We start from the raw sequence: 20944 nt of genomic DNA, 5'->3' as shown, positions 1-20944 counted from the left end.
CAAACCTTGCTGCCAACATCCTAGCAACATATATAAATAAAAAGATACTAAAACGCATAAATAATTAGTCTATGTATGCAAATAACTTCTAAAATAGAAAATTAACACCTTTAATAGGTTAAAATACCAGCAATTCGGCATTTTATTTTAAATATTAAAAAGTTAACGTATTATTTACACTGGCCTTCAACTCACTGACTGCTCATTTTACAGCCAAACCATGGTTACTTAGCTTTACAGTCTGTAACCTGGTGTTTACAGTGCACTAAAGTGGCAGGTTTTTTAGTTTTTATATAAAAAGTAATAACCTCAAAGTATCTAATCGTGCTGATTTTTTAAAATTATAATTAAAACAACTAAATGATTGATCTAAACAGTGCTTTTTTTCGTTACACTATGCCTTAATAGTTATTTCTGAATATTTTGCTTGAAGGAGCATAACGTGTCGCGATTTTCTGCCGTTACCGATAATCCCCATGATGGGCGTTTCAATCAAAAAACAGGCATATTACTCACCAACTTAGGCAGCCCTGATGCGCCAACAGCAAGTGCTTTGCGTACTTATTTACGTGAGTTTTTATCAGATCCACGTATTGTAGAAATACCACGTTTTGTATGGATGATTATTCTCCATGGTATTATTTTACGTATTCGCCCAAAACGCTCTGCCAAGCTTTATGAAAGTATATGGACCGAAAACGGCTCACCACTTACCCATATTACTCGCCAGCAAAGCCTAAAATTAAATGCGCTATTAAAAGAGCATGGCTATACCAATACCGAAGTGGTTATGGCTATGCGTTACGGCAATCCTTCAATTGAAGCTGGGTTGGAACAACTTCGCGATAAAGGCCTTACGCGCATAATTGTATTACCGTTATACCCACAATACTCAAGCCCAACTACGGGCTCAACCTTTGACGCGGTATCAAACGTGCTGCGTAAATGGCGCTGGGTTCCTGAGCTGCATTTTATAAACGGCTATCACAAAAATACGCGTTACATAGAGTCGTTAGCTAATAGTATTAGCGAAGATTTAGCAGCCAATGGTATGCCACAAAAACTCGTTTTTTCGTACCATGGTATGCCTAAACTATTTTTAGAACGAGGCGATCCGTATCACTGTTTATGCCTACAAACCACACGTTTAGTAATCGAAAAGCTTGGCCTTGATAAAGACCAAGTAATAAGTACCTTTCAAAGCCGCTTTGGTAAAGCAGAATGGTTAAAGCCTTATACCGACGCTACCCTTGAAAGCTTTCCTGCACAAGGCATTAAAGATATTGCCATAATTAGCCCCGCGTTTAGTGCTGACTGCTTAGAAACCCTCGAGGAGTTAGAGGGCGAAAACCGTGAAATTTTTGAACATGCCGGCGGTGAAAAATACCGTTACATTGCTGCACTAAACGAGCGAGACGATCACATAGACGCTATGTTTGATATATTAAAACCAATGCTTTAAAGGCAGTAAAAGAGCAGGTTTAGGTATCAGGCTTTAGGTATTAACTGACTAAGATCGGTTTGCTGTAGCTTAATCGCACCTTTAGTAAAAAACCTTTTGTCTGCTTAGTGCCTTGTGCACGGGTAAAAGTGAAAATTCACCACAAAGGAGTAGCACCCAGTGGTGAGCTTTTTAATTTTTATACGCCTAAAACCTAGCGCCTAATCGCTTCCCTACAACCTACTTTTAACCCTTACGGATAATAAATAACGTTAATACGCCTGCTATAATTCCCCAGCAGGCAGAGCCTACCGACCACAGGGTTAAATCTGACGCAGTGACTAAAAATGTAATTATGGCGGCTTCGCTATATTGTGAGCTATGCAGTGCTTGCTGCAGGCTTGAAGCAATAGTGCCAAATAATGCAATGCCCGCTAAAGCTAAAATTAATGCTTGCGGTAAGCTGGCCACTACGGCTACTAATGTTGCTGCGCACAGCGCCATAATAATATAAAAAACGCCACCGGCTATGCTCGCCCAATAACGTTTATCGGGATTTTTATCTGCATCTTCACTCATACAAATGGCGGCTGTTATGGCAGCTAAATTAATTGAATAGGTGCCAAATGGCGCTGTTACTAAATTAATAAAACCCGTTACATTAAGTGACGCCGAAATTGGCGCTTTATAATTATGGGCTTTTAGTACTGCAATACCGGGTAAATTTTGTGAGGTCATGGTTACTATATATAAAGGAATACTAATACTAATAAATGCCTGAAAGTTAAAACTTGGGGCTATATAAGCAAAACTACTAGCTTGCCATTGCAAGTTGCTGGTATCAATATGGCCCATATTCCACGCCAGTAATACGCCGGTTATTAGTACACTTAACATAGTAAAACGTGCAAAGTAACGTTTACCTATGCAGTAAACTAATACCATTAAGCCAATCATTAACGGTAATTCGTTCATAAAGTTAAATACGTCAATGCCAAAAGTAACTAATACGCCCGCAAGCATGGCACAGGCAAGCTCACTGGGAATACGGTTCATAACTTTTTCAAACCAGCCCGTCATTCCCGATAAAAATACCAATAGTGCACAGAGCATAAATGCCCCTACGGCCTCATTTAGGTTATAGCCATCGGCGGTAGAAATTAGCAGTGCAGCCCCTGTAGTCGACCACGCAATTAATATAGGCACTTTATAATAATACGATAAAATAATAGAGGTGCTGCCCATTACTAAGCCCAGCATTAAAATCCAGCTGGCTACTAACTCAGGCGTGCCACCAAGCACAATAACCACCTGGTAAATCAGTGCTACTGAGCTGGTAAAGCCAATAATAACGGCCACCAACCCTGCCATTACACGGCTAACTAACTGATCAATCCCTGCCATAAGTTTCTCTATTTATTATTGTTATATTTTTAACATACGTGGCAGTTAAATACTTTGCAATTAGCAAGAGGTCTAATTTGAGTGAAAAATAGTCATGTCAGTTTACAGGCATAAAAAAGCGGCTAATTAGCCGCTTAGGTATTATGTAGTTTACAGCCTAAGCTGTTATTTTTTAGACTACAGATTAATGCACTATCATTTTTCGCTGCACAGCGGGCATTAAGCTTTTACCGTCGCCGTCGGTTTTACTAAGTAGCTTTAGCCCCATTATTTTTGCCAATACCGGATAAATATCTAAGTTATTAACTTGCTCAATACTCATACCCTTTTTAAACGCAGGGCCAACAGCTAAAAAGGTTGCTGCCATATCATCGGTATAAGCATAACCGTGGGTGCCTATAGGGCCTGCTTTTTCTGAACTAGCAAATATTGCTGGTGCCGTTGTTTGCACTACAATATCGCCTACACGGGTGCCTTTATTATAATGATAGCCCGCTAACTGCTCAGCCGTTAATACCGTATAACGCCCTTTAGCTGCTTGTTGTAAACGCGCTTTATAGTCCTCAATATCGGCATTAACCGCCTCAGGTTTTGTATAAATAAGTAACCGCGGGCCGGTATTTTTTACTAAAAAGTTGTCATCTTTAGGTAAACTACTAACTAATATACTTTTAGCTGGATCAAGCTGCGCCATACCATGATCCGACACTATCACTAAGTTTACTTCTTGATCTAATTTGCTTAAACGCGCTTGTAATTGCCCCATTAACTCATCGAGTTGTTTAACTGCATCGCGCGTTTGCATCGCATCGGGCCCATATTTATGCCCCATGCTATCTACCAATGAAAAATAACCTGCAACAAAACGTGGGCGCTGCGCTTTAGGTAAACTTAACCACTGCACTATTTGATCAACCCGGTCTTGATAGTCACTATGCTGCGAGTAATGAAAATAGTAGTCAGGGGTCATGCCGTTAAAACGCGCATCCGACTCAGGCCAAAAATAAACTGCCGATTTAAGTCCCTGCATTTTAGCCAAGTTCCACAACGGCGTACCGCTAACCCAAGTACTATCGGTAAAGCCTTTGCCCATGCTATAGCATTCATTATTACGGGCTTTATCACAAAATCTATTGTCAACAATGCCATGATTAACAGGGAGTAAGCCGGTAATAATTGAAAGATGGTTAGGAAACGTTTTGGTAGGATAAACCGGAATCAACTTTTGTGCTCTTACACCGCGATCACCCATTGCTTTTAAATTAGGCGCACCATGTTTTTCTATATAATCCCAGCGCATACCATCAATTGATATAAGTACTACCGTTTGCTCTTTTGCGGCAAACGCATTACTCATCCCTAATAAAAGGCAAACCGATATTGCCTTTACAATCCACTGTTTCATTTTAATACCCTGTTTAACATAACGTTTATTTATAAAATATGTGTGCAAATGAGCACGTTTGGCTCATCTCTACCAAAGCGCTAAAAATTAAAAGCTACGCTTTTCGCGCCAGCAAGCTGTGCGCCTACAAAGTAACAGCGCGAAGTAAACTCCCGCCTACTTACAATCACCGCACTTGGCTAACCTTTACCTGACATCTAAAAACCTGCTTTGTAATTCGATCTTAAAGCAATATATTAATTTAAGATACAAACTGATAGATTAAAGCAAATTAATGAAAAACATATGACGATGCGCTAAAACTATGCCTGTCATCAGCTTAAAAAAGGACAAGATGATGATCGATTTTAGTAAAAAAATAACCCCCGCACGTATGTATCGCACTACCGCTAACTTACAAATGGCACTAGAGAGCGATCGGGGCCGAATTATAAACAGCGCCGCTATTCGTCGCCTACAACAAAAAACCCAAGTGTTTCCACTAGAGCGCAACGCCGCGGTACGTTCTCGCCTTACTCACTCGTTAGAAGTACAACAAGTAGGGCGCTTTATAGTACAACGTATTTTTGCATCACTAAGTTATCAGCAGCTGCAAGACTACGGACTCACCGAGCTAGAGCGGCCGTTAGAAAGCCTAGTTGAAATGGCCTGCCTAATGCACGATATAGGCAATCCGCCGTTTGGTCACTTTGGTGAAGCCGCCATAAACCATTGGTTTAATAATAATTTAGCAAGTGTAACCCCCGAGCGCTGTAAACAGCCTAACTCTGGTATTGGGGTTGTTTTTAAAAGCCTAGCACACGACATTTGCAGCTTTGAAGGCAATGCCCAAGGCATACGTATTATTCACTCATTACAATTACTTAATTTAACCTACAGCCAAAGTGCCGGTATTTTAAAATATACCCGCCCTGCCGGGCTCGACAAAAAAGAGATACCACAAAACAAAAACTATTTAATGAAAAAGGTCGGTTACTACTACAGCGAAAAAAACTTTGTAGAGGCACTGCAAACTGCGCTTGAAATTCAGCCGTATTGCCGTCACCCTGCAAGTTATATTATGGAAGCCGCCGATGATATTTCCTATTGCCTAGCCGATATAGAAGACGCCGTAGAAAAAGACATAATAAGCACCGAGCTATTATGCCAAAAGCTTAAAAGTCATTATACAAAAGTACTTATAAACCTCACTATAGACGACAGCCAGCATCAAGACTTTGTAAATAAAGCCGTAGACTACGCACTTGAGCGTGCCAACGCACAACCTTATAATTTTAATAGTGAATTTTTTATATACTTACGCGTAGCGCTGCTGCATCCGTTAGTTAATCATGCGGCTAAACGCTTTATTAAACACATAGAACCCATTTATCATGGCGATTTTAACCAAGCACTACTTGAGGATCGCAGCTATTTACACGCACTCACCATAACCCTTAAACAAGTGGCGCTTGAATATGTATTTTCAAACAAAGAAGTAGAAAAACTCGAACTACAAGGCTACCGCATTATTAACGGCCTGCTCGATTGTTACAAACCACTGCTATTATTAAGCAGTGACGATTTTAAACGAGCGCTCAATGGCGATTCACGCTTATTAATAGAATCGCGACTGGTTAAAAAGCTTTCTAAAAAGCACTTAAACAGCTATCAGCACGCCATAGATGCAATGCAAGAAGAGCCTGATCACTTTACCGCCTATGAGTTTTATTACCGCTGTCGGTTAATTCAAGATTATATAAGCGGCATGACCGATCAATTTGCCTACGACGAATATCGCAGCCTAATGGTAATTGAGTAGCCCACAGTAGATATATTTTAAATTAGCGCTTAAAATCAAACTATTGATGCTTAAGCGCTACTGAACTTTATGATAAAAATACTCACACGCCTGACCCTTTGTGTTGCCCTATTTTATAGCTTTAATAGCGCAGCCTATAACCAAGCTATGTGCATACTTATAAAACAAGAAATGCAGCAGCACAGTAATAACAAAACGGGCCGCAGCTACCGCAATGCCGCGCGCGACTATAATAAAAATTGCAATAAGCCGGTAGTAACACCAACTCAGCCAAAACCTAAGCCACATGCTATTGTTAATGATCCAGAGCCGCAGAAGGCACTGCCCGAGCCTATTACTGAGCCGGTTAAAGCGCCTATTGTTGAGCCTTTAAAAACACACTCTGAGGCAGACAATACCGCGAGTATTAATACCGAGTTACAAGCAAGCCCTAGTCAAACAAGCCAAGTAACAACTGATGAACCCGTTACTAATGTAAAAAGCTCAGATATAAAAAGTACTGATGTAAAAAGCACTGATATAAAAAATCCGGCAGCTAAAAGTACACAGACAAACACGACAGAAATAAGCGCAGAGCCCATCGCAGCAGCACAAAAGCCGGCAAATATAAAACCTACGCCAGTATCAAAACCAAATACCGAAAGCGCCGCTTCACTACTGCTACCTAGCTTATTATTATTGCTAATAGTACTTATTGGGGTAATGGTTTTAGTACGTATGCGCCGCTCTAAACAAAGTAATTCTGAGGTGGCAACAGTACTGCCAACGAGCCCAGCTGTTACCACACCCGCTCCTAAACCAGTAGTTAAACCAGCAGTTAAATCAGTAGTTAAATCGGCAGCTAAGCCAAGCCCTAGCGCCGTAAATACGCAAAATACGACAACAGCACAAATTGCGGCAGAATCTGTTTCAATGCAGCAAATTGATGCCGCGCTGGCAAAACCACAAGCAAGTACTAGCGAGCCAGAAACCGTAGCTAAAACAACAAATACAACATTTAGTAATGAAAAACCCAAAACAAAAACAAAAGCAGAGCCCAATACCGCAGAGTTTGAAGCCGCGGCTAAAAACACCTTAGAGCGAATAAAAAATGCCAGCGACTTTGCCGAGCCAGAAGTACGCATGTTCGATCCCGATGCACCACTGCCTACTAAAAAGCAGCGCCAACAACAGGTTACTCAACAAGCGCCAGCAGCAATTAATGATCAAACGCCAGCTCAAAATGCAATTGAGCCCGCCAATATCAGCCCAGAGCCAATTATTGCGCAGCAACCAACAACGAATATACACCCCCCTGTAAACAGCACCACAGAGCAAGCAACTTCATTTAATACCGAGCACGAATTTAAAGAGCCCGAAGTACGTACTTTCGATCCCGATGCACCGCTACCAGGTAGTAAAGCAAAGCCTGTAATAAAAGCAGATACAAACCAACAGCCAGAACCAGTAGCTGAGCCTAAAGAGCAAAATGTGCAAATAGACAACAGCAACCCATTTGCTAACCTATCGCTGGATGATAGCTGGGATCCAAATTCATCGGTAAAACCTAAAATAGCAGAGAAAAAACGTGAACCTAAATCTCAAGCCCTGATCGAAGCCGAGCAGCGTGCTAAAAATATGCAAACTAAAGAATAGAGTTAAAGGTTTTATACATTGGTAAGTTAAGTGCCAATATAAAATGAGGAGTAAATGAGTAGACAGAAAACACATCGTTTTTGGCGTTGTTATTTCTCTAAAAGCACAGCGCTTCATACCCTTTTTGTGAATAGGTTTTTAATATAAAATGCGCGGCATAAAGCCTCGCCTACAACAATTTGCACAAAGAGCAGACAATGAGGGTAAATGAGTAGACATAAAATATATCGTTCTTGGCATTGTTATTCCTCTAAAAGCGCAGCGCCTCACCTCCTCTTTGTGAATAAATTTCAAAAAGTGTATTGGCTCATTTGGGGTTTACTTTTATAGTTGTGGTTTATTAATTTCGGCTAGGGGTTGAGGCTTAATTGTAAAAAGTGCGATATAAAATCGCACCTACAAGTAAATCCAAGTACCAAGCTTGATAGGGCGTATTGACCTTGATACGACCCTAGTGCGGTTTACTTTATCGGGGTCGTATCATCTATCTAAAAGCTAAAGCCCGACACCTAAAAGCTGCTCTTTTGCTAAACCTTACCCTCTAACTTTTGCTGCTCTGCGTGTGATGAGCTTACAAGCTGTTTAAAGTAATCGCTTTGTGCTGCGCTCAGTGGCATTTTTTTCCATTGTGCAGTGAGCTCAGTGGCGCGCTGCCCTACCCAATCACTGTGATCCTGATTATTAGCGACAAGCTGCGTCAACATAAGCCCCGACGGAGTTAGCTCTGGCTGTTGTAATAATGGCTTGTAGTGTTGTATCGCCTCACTGTAGCCGCTACCAGCTTGATCAAGTAACTCTGCTATAGCATCTAGCTCTGCAAATAGCTGTTCGCTCCAAGCACTGCGACTAAGCTCACCATTAGCAGTTTCTAGCAGTAAATCAGGGCATCGCCCCTGCTCGGTCACACGGGTATGATTGCGTGCCAAGCGCTGTTGTTCTTGCTCGCCAATTTCTGGGCTATCTTGTAATAAGCAAAACAGTAAAAATGTATCTAAAAAGCGAATTTGAGTGTCATCAATACCTAGCGCCAACATGGGGTTAATATCGAGATTACGTACTTCTATGTATTCAACCCCGCGATCGTTCATAGCCTGCAGTGGTGTTTCACCCGCGTGAGTAACACGTTTAGGGCGAATATCGCTGTAGTATTCGTTTTCAATTTGTAAAATATTATCGTTTAGCTGACGTTTTTCACCATTTACCTCAACCCCTATACGCGTATAAGGTGCATGTGGCGTGTGAAGCGCTTGTGTTAAATCGCGGCTATATTCAGCTAAGTTATTGGTACTTACATTTAAACTCGCTTGGGCATCGTTTTGATAGCCAAAACCACTCATTCGCAACGAAGTTGCATAAGGCATATAAAGCGTATCGCTGCCCAAACTGGCTAACTGATGCGCGCGGCCATCAACAAACGAGCGGCTTAACGCAGGAGATGCACCAAATAAATAAAGCAATAACCAACCATAGCGACGAAAGTTACGGATCAGCGCAAAATACTGAGCAGAACGAAAATCAGCAAGCGAGTCTTGGTTACCCTGTAGAGTTTGATACCCCTGCCAAAAGCTATCCGGTAATGAAAAATTAAAATGAATACCCGCAATACTTTGCATAATACGCCCGTAGCGCATATCTAGCCCACGACGATAAGTGTGCTTCATTTGTCCTTGCACCGAGCTACCATATTGAGCAATAGGCACACTATCATTACCTTGAAGCGCACACGGCATACTTGCTGGCCATATATTTTGCGCGGTTAGTTCAGTGGCAGTATAACGGTGCAATTGTTGTAAAAAGTCGAGTGTGTCATCAATACTTTCAACTGCTGGGGTAATAAACTCCAATAACGACTCTGAGTAATCTGTAGTGATATGAGGATGAGTTAGCGCCGAGCCTAAATTATAAGGATGAGGGTTTTGTGCCAACAAACCATCTGTAGTTACTCGTAAAGCTTCCTTTTCGATACCCCTTTTAATATGTGCCAATGGTTGGATCAAATCAGCATTGGCTAACTGTGTTAGGCGTGGAGTTAGGGATAACGTCATAAAAACCTCTGTAATAATTCAGTTAATCAGGAAGTTTCCCTGATCCTTTTTACTTGTGCTGCTTTCGCGCCTTAACCTAGGCATACGATGACTGTGCTAGTAAAAATAAGTAGAGCATTATATTTCTTATGCATTAATAAATAATCCCCTCATTGTGTAAATGACTTTTACTAAGTGGTAATAGTGCCAAAGGCGAAGTGCAAATTTAAAAAGCAATCTAAAAGGTTAAAAACTAAAGCGGCTAAGTTGACCCAAAACTCTCACTGTAAATATTAAACCTAAAGCGCGAGCTAAAATGACATCTAAAAATGGCCCTTTAACACCGAGCTTGGCAAGTTTTTAGCAGATTACTAATACCTGCTATTTATAACGCTGGCCCTCCCTATTTAATGAGAATAATGCTACAATTTCAAAAGCTAAAAACATTTTTGTGTAAACAAACCCATGTTTATTATCGCTTATTATTTTACCTATTAAAAAATGAAAACCAGTTCATACTTAGCAGCAGAGTAACTACTATCCCATGCTCTAGTGCATAACTTACAATAACGACCTAACCCAGCCCTTAGCTACAAATGAGAATAATATATGTTTTTGATTGATCAAATAATATTGTTAGCCGCGGTATTAATTTTACTGGGTATTGTATCCAGTAAATTATCAGCTCGTCTCGGTTTGCCTGTACTGGTAATGTTTTTAATGGTCGGTATGCTCGCTGGTGAAGATGGCCCCGGAGGCATATTTTTTGACAATGCAGCAGCGGCGCATTCTTTAGGTACGCTCGCATTAGCAATGATATTATTTGATGGCGGTTTGCAAACGCCCTTAAAAGCGATAAAAAAAGTCTGGAAACCCGCCTCCGTGTTGGCCACCCTTGGGGTACTAATTACCAGCGCAGTAACTGGAGTTGCTGCCGCATACATGCTTGATATTCCTTTGCTACAAGGCTTATTGTTTGGCGCTATTGTAGGCTCAACCGATGCCGCAGCCGTATTTGCGCTACTGCGTAATGCCGGTATTCATTTAAACACCAAACTAAAAGCCACCCTCGAAATAGAAAGTGCCTCAAACGACCCCATGGCAATATTTTTAACCGTAGGCTTACTAGAGGTTCTGGTAAACGACATGAAGCTAGGCACAGGCCTATTACTCATGTTTGTATCACAAATGGGCTTAGGCGCATTAGTCGGCTTAGCCGTGGGTTGGAGCTCTGTTAAATTAATTAATAAAATTCAATTAGTTGCTACCGGTTTGTATCCGGTATTGGTTGCTGCGTGTGGTTTATTCTCATTTGGTATTACCGCAAACATTGGTGGTAGCGGGTTTTTAGCGGTATTTATTACCGGTGTGGTTATTGGCAACAGCCGTTTTGTGTTTCAGCGCAGTACGTTTTTATTCCACGACGGGTTAGCTTGGTTAGGTCAAATTACCATGTTCGTGGTGTTGGGCTTATTAATAAACCCAACCTCGTTATTAGATGTGTGGTTTGAGGGACTGATCATTGCATTAGTGCTTATATTTATTGCTCGCCCTTTGGCGGTTATTCCGGTGTTAGCGCTATTTGGTTTTAAAGCGCGTGAAATCACCTTAGTGTCTTGGGTTGGGCTACGCGGCTCAGTCCCTATTATTTTAGCAATATTTCCTCTTATGTTTGGCCTGCCTGGCGCCGAACTCATATTTAACGTAGTATTTTTTGTGGTGTTAATTTCAGCCACACTGCAAGGCTCAACGCTTGCTTTAATGGCCCGCAAACTAAAGCTTACTTTACCACCGCCAGTGACTCCCGCAGCCACGTTAGAGATCACTGCTTTAGGCGATGTTGACGCCGATATTGTTGAATACACCATAGGCAAAATGTCACGCGCTGTTGGCCGTCGTTTATCGCAATTAGCACTACCCGATAGCACAGTAATGGCAATGATCAGTCGTAATAATAATATTATTGCCCCGCGCGGCTCTACGTTATTACAGGCAGACGATCAGCTATTTATGGTACTAAAACCGCATACCCGCGAGTTTGTTGACTGTGTTTTTTCAAGCACGATTGATCAAGATATTACCGAGCTTTCGGCAAAAGAGCTAAGAGTTAAAGGCAATACCAGCGTAGCCAGCATAGCCTATTCTTACGATATTCATATTGCTGCTGAACCAAACGATACGCTAGAGCAAGTACTAAAAACCTCGCTAAACAGCTTACCTAAGGTAGATGACTTTATTGAACTTGATGACGTAAAACTCACTATTTGTGAAATGGTTGGCGACCGTATTATTACCGTTGGTATTATAATTACCCTAGATGAAAGCCTAGAAGAATAAAGAGCTTACCATGGCTTTTAAGTAGTAAATTACATTTAATACAGCTATTAGCTAACAGCCTTACACGGCTGTTAGCTTTAAAAGCGCAACGTTAAGGTTGTAGTAACAGTGAGGTAAGTCGTTGCAACCCTTTACCTTTATTAGTTATTTTCCAGGCAATAAATAGATCTTGGCAAGGTCGTTGCTCGGTTAGCTTTACCTCCACTAACTGCCCCGACCCTATATACTGCTCAATTAAACGCTTGGGTAAATAACCAATACCTATACCGGCAATAATAGCCGCAATTTTTTGCGCAACAGAGCTAACAAAAAAGCGCTGGGTGCCCTCTATTATATTTGCCGACCATGGAATTTCTTGCTCTGCAGAGTCGTGTACTATCACACTGCGGTACTGAGCAAGGCTACTCATATCGAGTGGTTGCTGCTGCGTTGCTAACGGGTGCGTGCTATTTACCACAAGTACACTTTGATACTCATCTATTTTAACCGCGCGAATGCCTTTTTGGTTCGGCACTGGCGACGGCGCGCCAATAACTAAATCAACTTTATCTTCAATCAGCACTTCCCAGCTGCCGTTCATTACCTGTTCTTGTACATCTATTTCAATATTTTCATGCTCTGCTAAAAACTGCTCTATACTGGTAAATATCGGTTTTATATCAATAATCGAGTCAAAAGCAATACGAATTTTTGGCTCCCAGCCATTCGCAATTGTTTGTGTTTGCTCCGACAATGAATTAATCGCCAAAAGCAACTTGCACCCCTCGGTCAGTAAATGTTTGCCCGCAGGAGTTAGCACAGCACGACGTCCCTGACGCTGAAACAAAGTCACGTTTAATTGCTCTTCTAGTTTTTGTACTATGTAGGACAGCGCCGAAGGTACTTTATTTAATTGCTCTGCGGCTGCCGCATAACTGCCACGATGCTCAATAGCGTCAAGCACCAGTAACGCTTCAATACTAATAGGAGGTGTACTCATGGTTTTTTTCATCCAAATAACAACTATTCAAATTATTTGAACATATCAAGCAAATAATAGGCATTATTTAATTACAAAACAACAACTACAATGGCTACATACTCAATTAAACATACTTACTTAACATCAACAAGGGTAAAAATTATGACTATTAAAAATATTGCTAACGTTATCACTAAAACTGAACAATCACTGGCTACAGTACCACTGCGCGTTATTGCAGGTATTATTTTTGCCGCTCACGGGGCGCAAAAATTATTTGCATGGTTTGGTGGTTATGGCTTAGAAGGCACAGGACAATGGATGGAATCAATTGGCCTAGCACCAGGGTTTTTAATGGCCTTAATGGCAGGTAGTGCAGAATTTTTTGGTGGCTTATTTTTAATTGTTGGCCTACTAACAAGACCTGCTAGCTTTGTACTGGCTATTACTATGGTTGTGGCTATATTTACCACTCACATTGATAACGGCTTATTTATGAGCAACAACGGTTACGAATTTGGCCTAGCGCTATTAGCAATCACACTGGCTTTAGTTATCCAAGGTGGCGGTAAATTCTCACTTGATAACGTAATTAACCGTAACTTAAACAAAGCGTAATATTAGTTATTTAAAACACACACCGCATAGCTATGCGGTGTGTGTTTATGCATTTACAGCACATTAAGGAGTTAATAATGGGATTAATCGTAGACGGAAAATGGGTTGACCAATGGTACGACACAAAAAAATCGGGTGGTAGGTTTGAGCGCCAAGCAAGCCGCTTTACCCAACAAATTTCAAACGCCGCCGATAGCCAATTTAAACCCGAAGCGGGACGTTACCATTTATATGTGTCGCTAGCTTGCCCATGGGCACACCGCACCATGATAATGCGTAAATTAAAGCAACTCGAAAACGTAATTACACTTAGCGTAGTAAAGCCCGAAATGCTCGAAAATGGCTGGGAATTTGGTGAGCACGGCGATCCGCTTTATAACCTAGATTACGCCTACCAATTGTATTTAAAAGCCGATGCCAATTACGAAGGCCGCGCCACTATTCCTATTTTATGGGATAAAAAAACCCATACCATAGTTAATAACGAATCATCGGACATCATGCGTATTTTAAATACCGCGTTTAACGAGCTAACCGGCAACACCGACGACTACTACCCGCAAGCACTACAAGCAGAAATCGACAGCGTAAACGAGCGCATTTACAACACGGTAAATAACGGCGTATATAAAGCAGGCTTTGCCACCACGCAAAGTGCTTATAACAGCGCTTACCATGCATTATTCGAAAGCCTAGACTGGTTAGAGCAACGCCTAGCTACACAGCGCTACTTAGTTGGTGAGCAAATTACCGAAGCCGATTGGCGCTTATTTACTACTTTAGTGCGCTTTGACGCTGTGTATCATGGCCACTTTAAGTGTAATCAGCAAAAAATTAGTGAATACCCTAACCTATATAACTATGTCACTGAGCTGTACCAAGTACCGGGTATTAAAGACACCATTGACTTGGAATACACCAAAATACACTACTACGCCAGCCACAAAACTATTAACCCCACCGGCGTAGTACCGCTAGGGCCTAAAACACAATTTGAGCAACCGCACAATCGCGACCGCCAATATTAATAAATTTGCTAGCTGTGGGCGCTATCAACCCTAGCGCTACTCATTCACCCTCATTGCCTGCTCTTTGTGCACAAGTATTTAAGCCCATTTATTCACAAAGAGGAGGTGAGGCGCTGCGCTTTGTGCAAATTGTTGTAGGCGAGGCTTTATGCCGCGCATTTTATATTAAAAACCTATTCACAAACAGGGTATGAAGCGCTGTGCTTTTAGAGAAATAACAACGCCAAAAACGATGTGTTTTCTGTCTACTCATTTACTCCTCATTTTATTCTCTTTGTTCAAATTGTTGTAGGCGAGGCTTTATGCCGCGCATTTTATATTAAAAGCCTATTCACAAAGAGGGTATGAGGCGCTGCGCTTTAGAGAAAAAACAATCCACGGTCAGTTTCCAGTTAGCCCTCTGCTCGTAGCTTTTATTTACTAACAAATATAATGATGTAACACTAAACCCATATTGCGCAGAACGAGCTAATAAATGAAACTAGGACGAAATGATCCCTGCCCATGTGGCAGTGGCAAAAAGCACAAACATTGTTGTATGAACACTGTATCTACTAAACAGCATGCACAAATATTTGATGACATAACGCAAACTTTAGCCATGAATCCAGAGTTAAGTTTAGATGAGCTAAACCTTGTCGCAGAACAAACAATAGCTGCGCGAAACAACCAAGCCGATAGTGATTTTTGCGGGCTTTGCCCAACGCAAATATCTAATTGGCTCTATGCCCCGTTCAACGAATTAACAAAAGTTACTTTTAATACTCCAGCAGATTTATCAAGTAGCCCAGTGATGAGCTATTTAGCATTAATTTTTACTGAAGCCATGCAACAAGGCGGCTCAATTAAAGCAACGGCTAAAGGCAATTTACCTGCTAAATTAGTCAAACAAGCCTCTGAGCTACTACCTAACTTTGCTGTTTCTAAATACCCCATCCATATCAGTATTATTGAATTTGCAGGCAGTAACGAAGATAAGTTTAACGCCCTACACTACACGCGTACTTTGGCTGATGTTGCCGGTATTATTTACTATAAAAGTGGCCATTTTCATATTAAAAAATCGGTGCAAAAGCTGTATCAAACCCAGGGGATTAATGCTTTTTACCTCCCTATGCTCGAAGCCGCCATCATGCAATACAATTGGCGTTACTTAGTCACGCTCCAGCGTCTCAATACTCAAGTCCGAGTGAGCTATTAGGCAGACTGATTGAATCTCGATTCATCAATCGCTTTTTAGAATTTTGGGGATTTGTTAGCATCGATCCAAAGCGTAGGGGAAATGCCAATATACAGCCATTGCTAACGCAAACCTTTCAGTTTGCAATTTAGTACCACACATACAATTATTATTCGCCTCACACAATGAGGCGAATAGTATAGCTAATTGCCTCATTACTGATTTTTACGGCAACATCTAAAAACAGGTCACTATCAATTAACATTTCATTTTCAGAGCCTATATCAAGAGTTATCGCACCTATCTTCTGCGTATGACCAATAAACACGTCTAACCTATTTTGTTTAATACCACTGCTCATCGTTCACCTCTTTATTATTGTGGTGCGACGCGTCATCACTAACAAGGCTAAACGACAATCCCAAGTACTCCATCACTTTAAGCACATTAAAAAACTGCACATTAACATCACCTTTTTCTATTTTTATCAGCGTAGGCTTCGAAATGTTTAGTGCTTGCGATACATCAACTAGCGTAAGCTTCATACCGGTTCGCTTTGAAGTGATCGCTTCAGCGAGTAACACTGACGAAAATGACTTAGATAAATCAGGCATTTCAGTGTGTTTAACCACTCTTCCAAGTGTTTTTTTTACAGGGGGGTTACTCATTAAAGGTCAACTACAGTTTACTTATATGCTTTATATTAGAATACAGCTATTAAAAGTCAAATTAAGTTTACTTTTAGTTGTAATTAATCAGGCAGGAAACCATAAGTAACCTAAAGTTTACTTATGACTCATTTGAATTAGTTTTAGACCCTTAAGTAAAGTATAGATTACCGTAGGCGTTGAGCTTGCTGACGCGAAAAGCGCAGCTTTTAAATTGTAGGCAGGAGTTTACCTCGCGCTTGGGCTTTTAAATTGCAAATTTGAGTTATATGTCGCGTTGGCGACAGCAGTTAAAGCTTTATGTTATTTAACACTTGATTGCAATATAACTTAAATACATCAAATGCTTGCTGCCAATTAAGGCTATTATTCCCATAAACCATAGGTACTACATATTTGTTAAAGCGTTCTTCATATAATGTATTGGTTTGTAGTAAGCTTAAGCCAAACTTCAGTTCAGCAATCGGACTTTTCATAAATTCAGCGTGTTGGTTTGAGTAACGCGTTAAGTCTTCCGCAATAACTTTACTTACCAAAGACATTACGCCAGAAGCACTCGCAAGCCCAGCTTGTTGAATATAATACGTATCATAAATATGGCGTATTAATGCAGGATCATCATCTCTTATATTATCGCGCGCAAAACTTGCTGTTCGCCTCAACATAGAGACTAGCTTTTCCGCTTGTGTACTCTTAATACTCGAAAACCCCATTAGCGCAACTTCAGGAGGCTTTTGAGTGACCTCATTCATTAAAGAACATATATCTCTACTCACTACTTGATCATAAAGCAAGGTCTCTATCAGCTCTAACTTAATAAACGGCCTTAGGCATGGAACTTTTGAATGTGCTTGAGGATAACGTATATCAATTTGTTGATAACGATATTCATCATAAATAGTAGGGCGGTTTTCTACCGAAAAAGAGTTGTGCAGACTAATGGCATTAAGTAATTGAAGATGTAACTCTTTCCTAGCCTTTCTTTTTTGTGTTTTTGAAATATTAGCAAACACATCTGTAGGTATGATTTTAATATCAATGTCTTCAGACATTCGATGAGTTTTAATGCCCGACTTTGTTAATGCGGTACCACCAGAAAAAACCAATAAGTGCGTATCAAAAGACAATTCAGAAAGTAGTTTTAGTAATGCAACAACATAATAATCTTTTTCAACAATAGCAGGGTTACCCATACCAAGAGCATCGGCAACATCTAAAAACAGGTCACTATCAATTAGCATTAATAGCACTATTATTTACGACAATTTTGCGTTTAAAGCGATTATTTGTAATTATTTTCAGAGACGCTGGAATTTGCAAGCTTTCACCATTGATACTACGTTGTGAAAACTCATCAAATTTGTAGTCAACACCTAGCTTTTCAATCGCTTCTAATATAACACCATCAGCTCCCGCAGGCGATGCAGGCATTAACTTACCCGTAATGCGATTTTCTCTCGCTTTAGTGTAAAGCCCATAACCAATACGCAATAAATGACCATTATCAACCAGCTTTTTTAATACCCGGCCAACTTGGTCGTAACCAGCAATATCTGCAAAATCAGCACGATCAAAAACATAACGCTTTGAGCGGTTTATTCTTGTTGTTACTTTACTTGCTATTGTCATAATAAATACCCTCGTTTCTTGTATTAAATATAGCAAATATACGACACCTTAACAACGCAAACATACGACATTTAATAATAGATTGGGTAAGGTAGCTATCAACACTTAATTTGCTGACGCGAAAAGCCTAGCTTTTAAATTGTAGGCAAGAGTTTACCTCGCGTTTAGGCTTTTAATTGCAAGTATTAGTTATATGTCGCGTTGGCGACGGCAACCAAAGAAAGGCAAACGCCGGCCTCTCTTTGGAATCTCACAGCGCCCCGAGGATCACACTGTTTCCTCAATTGTAATTAATGATATGAACGTAACCAGCGTAGATAGGCCATCCGTGGCCTAGCTACGCTTTTTAACAGCATCCATGCTGTAAATTACTCATCATTAATTCAATTTCAGGTGTGAGCACGGGAGTATTGTCTTAGCAGCGGTCTTTAAATTTTACTGTAGGCGTGCAGCTTGTTGACTCGAAAAGCGCAGCTTTTAATAATTTGAAGCTCTTGGCTCGATGCCCGATACTCGGCGCTCGACGCCTTTATTTATAGATGTCGCGTTGGCGACGGCAACCAAGGGACGGATACCGCCGACCGCCCCTTGGAACCCCACGGCGCCCCGAGGATCACACTGCTTCCTCAATTTAAATTAATGATATGAACGTAACCAGCGTAGATAGGCCATCCGTGGCCAAGCTACGCTTTATCGCGCATTGCCTAAAGGGATTTAGGTACTTGGAATTTGTCGGGAACAAAATTCCGCCATGCGCAGCTATTACTCATCATTAATTCAATTTCGGGTGTGATCACGGGGAAATATCTCAGCGTCAGCCTTCAAATTGTAGGCGGGAGTTTACCTCGCGCTTTGTTTTTAGATCCGAGTTTAATTCGCGTAGTGCTTTGCATAACTCCTTAAAAACTCTGTTTTCTAAATGGGGTTTTCAACCATTGTCTATAGTCTTTATCCAATTGCGGAAAATGCTGATACAGCATATTTTTTAACTCTGCTGCAGTGAGTTTACTGCATGGCGATTTTTGCTCGGCTAGCATGATGCTTTTTAAAAACTGTTTGCCTTTATTAGAATCCATCAAAAAATATATAGCAGCCCAACTGCTCGCATAAAGTTTAGTGTCATCGCCTGTTTGCCACGTGTCATCTAAACCTATCAACCAATTAATAGTAAAAACACTTTGCGCTACGCGCTTATTATTTACCCAGCCAGGATGTGGCTCAACACTAACTAGTTGCATGCTGTTTTTGGTATATTCAAAATACTCAGCTAACCCCTCATTGAGCCAGCGAGGAGTCGAGCCTAATATTGCTTTGTTAACCGCATGCACCGCTTCGTGTACCGCTGTGCGCATAGCACTTTGCTCATTTCTATAATTTATTAAAGCTGAGTTGGTAGAATGAAAATACATACCATCGGTGTTTGTTGGATCGGCCCCGCGCAGTTTAATTGCTTGCTCATAGCTTCTTCGTGTTGCAAATACAGTTAAATTTAACCTTACTTTTTTTAATGCATCAACACCTATAATTTGGCCATACACCTTAAAAACAGTATTGAGCTTTATACGTAACTCTTCAGTAAACGATGGCGGTAAGTTAGCTGCATGTAGCGTTAATTCAAAGTAATCAAGCGGCTCAACAAAATCTGTGTCGAGTGTTGCTACCTCAAAGTCAGGCTTTTTATCACTAAAATGTGGTACGCCATTGCTATCTGTCCAGGTGTAAATATTGCCATTACGCTTATATTTAACTTTACCTAATGATACATCTACACAACGCGTAGTGTCGGCTTGTGGTAAATGGTTTTGCATTGCAGTTTTAGAAGAAAATGACGGAGCGGCAATCGTTTTAATAGCGGTTAGTTCAGACTCTTCAGCCATTTCGATTTTAATTTTTATATCATCGTAAATAGCCCTAACACTGCCAATAGGATCATGATAATTAAATACCCGTCCTGTTAAATGATTAGCAATAAGTGCCGATGCAATTAACAGCACAATAAATACAAATAGCACTCGCCATTGTGTGTTTAACATATTTATGGCCGCTTATTCCACTGCTCTTCAAATAATCGTTTTTGCTCACCGCGGTACTCACTGCACCATACAAAATCGGATGACTCCATTCCCTTAGCTCGGCAACGTTTAGGTAAAGTATAAAACTCAGACCAAGCTTTAAGCTTACCTGGGTCGTTATAGCTATCACTATAAAATTGCATATTCGGCATTCTTGTGTGTAATAACGCGTTATTACTAGTGCTATAAACGGAAGATCGTTGATGTGTTCGATTGGTTTGTTTGGGGTTATCACAATGCTTTGCAAGTTCTTCAAATAAAGATTTGAATCGTGCTTTTAATCGCTCACCTTCTTTCACTCTATAGCCTTGACGCAACCGTGAACGTATTGTTTCACGTTCTTTTTCAATTCTGTCGCAGCGACTTTGTGAGTAGGATTCGTATGCTTGAGGTAACGTTGTAAATATGGCAAGTAGTATCAATAAAATCCATTTAATCATTATTTATCCTTAAATTGAGTGCTTTCTTCCTTTGAGCTCCTAGAGTGAATATAAGGGATTGGATATAAAATAGAAACAGATAGTTTAGGGGAATTACTAAGTCGTGCTTTAGCGCAATAGTAAAAGTAATTTTGTAGGCGTTAAGTTTGCTGACGCCAAAAGCGCAACTTTTGAATTGTAGGCGGGAGTTTACCTCGCACTTGGGCTTTCAAATTGCAAATTTGAGTTATATGTCGCGTTGGCGACGGCAACCAAAGAAAGGCAAACGCCGGCCTCTCTTTGGAATCTCACAGCGCCCCGA

The 20944-nt window shown here is 40.7% G+C and carries 16 protein-coding genes and 1 pseudogene; 7 read left to right on the top strand and 10 right to left on the bottom strand.

Translation table 11 applies throughout. From position 1 onward, the window contains the following. Window positions 1-442: 442 nt before the first annotated feature. Window positions 443-1462 (top strand): ferrochelatase, encoded by a 1020-nt coding sequence (hemH, locus tag AAEY55_RS11535; protein WP_011329752.1) that lies wholly within the window; start codon window positions 443-445, stop codon window positions 1460-1462. A gap of 225 nt (window positions 1463-1687) precedes the next feature. Here hemH and AAEY55_RS11530 read toward each other — a convergent pair whose 3' ends face one another. Together AAEY55_RS11530 and AAEY55_RS11525 are read right to left on the bottom strand one after the other, a co-directional pair. After that, window positions 1688-2845, bottom strand: coding sequence for a benzoate/H(+) symporter BenE family transporter (locus tag AAEY55_RS11530; RefSeq protein ID WP_086998222.1), 1158 nt, complete (start codon window positions 2843-2845; stop codon window positions 1688-1690). Window positions 2846-3029: 184 nt separating this feature from the next. Then, on the bottom strand, window positions 3030-4250 hold the full coding sequence (locus tag AAEY55_RS11525; protein WP_350551358.1) for an ectonucleotide pyrophosphatase/phosphodiesterase: 1221 nt from the start codon (window positions 4248-4250) through the stop codon (window positions 3030-3032). A 334-nt stretch (window positions 4251-4584) separates the two neighbouring features. Here AAEY55_RS11525 and dgt point away from each other — a divergent pair, with 334 nt between their 5' ends. Continuing rightward, window positions 4585-6051, top strand: coding sequence for a dGTPase (dgt, locus tag AAEY55_RS11520; RefSeq protein ID WP_041454886.1), 1467 nt, complete (start codon window positions 4585-4587; stop codon window positions 6049-6051). 69 nt (window positions 6052-6120) lie between these two features. Next, entirely contained in the window at window positions 6121-7686 is a 1566-nt protein-coding gene (locus tag AAEY55_RS11515; RefSeq protein ID WP_350551355.1) for a cell surface protein, read from the top strand. Window positions 7687-8213: 527 nt separating this feature from the next. Here AAEY55_RS11515 and gshA read toward each other — a convergent pair. Next, window positions 8214-9731, bottom strand: coding sequence for a glutamate--cysteine ligase (gene gshA / locus AAEY55_RS11510; protein WP_011329747.1), 1518 nt, complete (start codon window positions 9729-9731; stop codon window positions 8214-8216). Window positions 9732-10319: 588 nt separating this feature from the next. On the opposite strand from gshA, the gene AAEY55_RS11505 reads away from it, so the two are divergent. Beyond that, window positions 10320-12047 carry a potassium/proton antiporter gene (locus AAEY55_RS11505; protein ID WP_350551352.1) on the top strand — a complete coding sequence of 576 codons (1728 nt, stop codon included), beginning with the start codon at window positions 10320-10322 and terminating at the stop codon, window positions 12045-12047. A gap of 91 nt (window positions 12048-12138) precedes the next feature. Here the strand turns inward: AAEY55_RS11505 and AAEY55_RS11500 are convergent, their stop codons facing one another. After that, entirely contained in the window at window positions 12139-13026 is an 888-nt protein-coding gene (locus AAEY55_RS11500) for a LysR substrate-binding domain-containing protein (RefSeq protein ID WP_179808333.1), read from the bottom strand. A 144-nt stretch (window positions 13027-13170) separates the two neighbouring features. On the opposite strand from AAEY55_RS11500, the gene AAEY55_RS11495 reads away from it, so the two are divergent. The 3 genes and pseudogenes from AAEY55_RS11495 to AAEY55_RS11485 all read left to right on the top strand — a co-directional run bounded on the left by AAEY55_RS11495 (window position 13171) and on the right by AAEY55_RS11485 (window position 15986). After that, a complete protein-coding gene (locus AAEY55_RS11495) occupies window positions 13171-13626 on the top strand; it encodes a DoxX family protein (protein ID WP_011329744.1) in 456 nt (151 codons plus the stop codon). A gap of 77 nt (window positions 13627-13703) precedes the next feature. Then, window positions 13704-14654, top strand: coding sequence for a glutathione S-transferase family protein (locus AAEY55_RS11490; RefSeq protein ID WP_350551348.1), 951 nt, complete (start codon window positions 13704-13706; stop codon window positions 14652-14654). Between the two features lie 475 nt (window positions 14655-15129). Then, window positions 15130-15986 (top strand): annotated as a pseudogene (locus AAEY55_RS11485) (YecA family protein). A 26-nt stretch (window positions 15987-16012) separates the two neighbouring features. Here AAEY55_RS11485 and AAEY55_RS11480 read toward each other — a convergent pair. The 6 genes from AAEY55_RS11480 to AAEY55_RS11455 all read right to left on the bottom strand — a co-directional run bounded on the left by AAEY55_RS11480 (window position 16013) and on the right by AAEY55_RS11455 (window position 20643). Next, complete coding sequence (locus tag AAEY55_RS11480) at window positions 16013-16195, bottom strand: hypothetical protein (protein ID WP_086996888.1); 183 nt, start codon at window positions 16193-16195, stop codon at window positions 16013-16015. Then, a complete protein-coding gene (locus AAEY55_RS11475; RefSeq protein ID WP_086996891.1) occupies window positions 16179-16502 on the bottom strand; it encodes a helix-turn-helix domain-containing protein in 324 nt (107 codons plus the stop codon). Before AAEY55_RS11475 ends, AAEY55_RS11480 begins: the two co-directional genes overlap by 17 nt. A gap of 290 nt (window positions 16503-16792) precedes the next feature. Then, window positions 16793-17743 (bottom strand): nucleotidyl transferase AbiEii/AbiGii toxin family protein, encoded by a 951-nt coding sequence (locus AAEY55_RS11470; RefSeq protein ID WP_193038940.1) that lies wholly within the window; start codon window positions 17741-17743, stop codon window positions 16793-16795. Further along, entirely contained in the window at window positions 17733-18131 is a 399-nt protein-coding gene (locus AAEY55_RS11465) for a DUF6088 family protein (RefSeq protein WP_011329741.1), read from the bottom strand. Before AAEY55_RS11465 ends, AAEY55_RS11470 begins: the two co-directional genes overlap by 11 nt. 899 nt (window positions 18132-19030) lie before the next feature. Further along, on the bottom strand, window positions 19031-20164 hold the full coding sequence (locus AAEY55_RS11460; RefSeq protein ID WP_350551340.1) for a DUF1570 domain-containing protein: 1134 nt from the start codon (window positions 20162-20164) through the stop codon (window positions 19031-19033). A gap of 2 nt (window positions 20165-20166) precedes the next feature. Then, window positions 20167-20643, bottom strand: a complete 477-nt coding sequence (locus AAEY55_RS11455; protein ID WP_197182358.1) for a hypothetical protein — start codon at window positions 20641-20643, stop codon at window positions 20167-20169. Window positions 20644-20944 lie beyond the last annotated feature (301 nt).

Source organism: Pseudoalteromonas sp. 120-MNA-CIBAN-0494, from assembly GCF_040308885.1.
Classification (GTDB): domain Bacteria; phylum Pseudomonadota; class Gammaproteobacteria; order Enterobacterales; family Alteromonadaceae; genus Pseudoalteromonas; species Pseudoalteromonas nigrifaciens.
This window is presented reverse-complemented; position numbering and strand designations above follow the sequence as displayed.

Bases quoted from the DNA above. Each gene is read 5' to 3' on its own strand.
- AAEY55_RS11525 (WP_350551358.1), bottom strand. From the start codon at position 4,250: ATGAAACAGTGGATTGTAAAGGCAATATCGGTTTGCCTTTTATTAGGG.
- AAEY55_RS11470 (WP_193038940.1), bottom strand. From the start codon at position 17,743: ATGCTAATTGATAGTGACCTGTTTTTAGATGTTGCCGATGCTCTTGGT.
- AAEY55_RS11505 (WP_350551352.1), top strand. From the start codon at position 10,320: ATGTTTTTGATTGATCAAATAATATTGTTAGCCGCGGTATTAATTTTA.
- AAEY55_RS11480 (WP_086996888.1), bottom strand. From the start codon at position 16,195: ATGAGCAGTGGTATTAAACAAAATAGGTTAGACGTGTTTATTGGTCAT.
- AAEY55_RS11500 (WP_179808333.1), bottom strand. From the start codon at position 13,026: ATGAGTACACCTCCTATTAGTATTGAAGCGTTACTGGTGCTTGACGCT.
- AAEY55_RS11495 (WP_011329744.1), top strand. From the start codon at position 13,171: ATGACTATTAAAAATATTGCTAACGTTATCACTAAAACTGAACAATCA.
- gshA (WP_011329747.1), bottom strand. From the start codon at position 9,731: ATGACGTTATCCCTAACTCCACGCCTAACACAGTTAGCCAATGCTGAT.
- AAEY55_RS11475 (WP_086996891.1), bottom strand. From the start codon at position 16,502: ATGAGTAACCCCCCTGTAAAAAAAACACTTGGAAGAGTGGTTAAACAC.
- dgt (WP_041454886.1), top strand. From the start codon at position 4,585: ATGATGATCGATTTTAGTAAAAAAATAACCCCCGCACGTATGTATCGC.
- AAEY55_RS11490 (WP_350551348.1), top strand. From the start codon at position 13,704: ATGGGATTAATCGTAGACGGAAAATGGGTTGACCAATGGTACGACACA.
- AAEY55_RS11530 (WP_086998222.1), bottom strand. From the start codon at position 2,845: ATGGCAGGGATTGATCAGTTAGTTAGCCGTGTAATGGCAGGGTTGGTG.
- AAEY55_RS11455 (WP_197182358.1), bottom strand. From the start codon at position 20,643: ATGATTAAATGGATTTTATTGATACTACTTGCCATATTTACAACGTTA.
- AAEY55_RS11515 (WP_350551355.1), top strand. From the start codon at position 6,121: ATGATAAAAATACTCACACGCCTGACCCTTTGTGTTGCCCTATTTTAT.
- AAEY55_RS11460 (WP_350551340.1), bottom strand. From the start codon at position 20,164: ATGTTAAACACACAATGGCGAGTGCTATTTGTATTTATTGTGCTGTTA.
- AAEY55_RS11465 (WP_011329741.1), bottom strand. From the start codon at position 18,131: ATGACAATAGCAAGTAAAGTAACAACAAGAATAAACCGCTCAAAGCGT.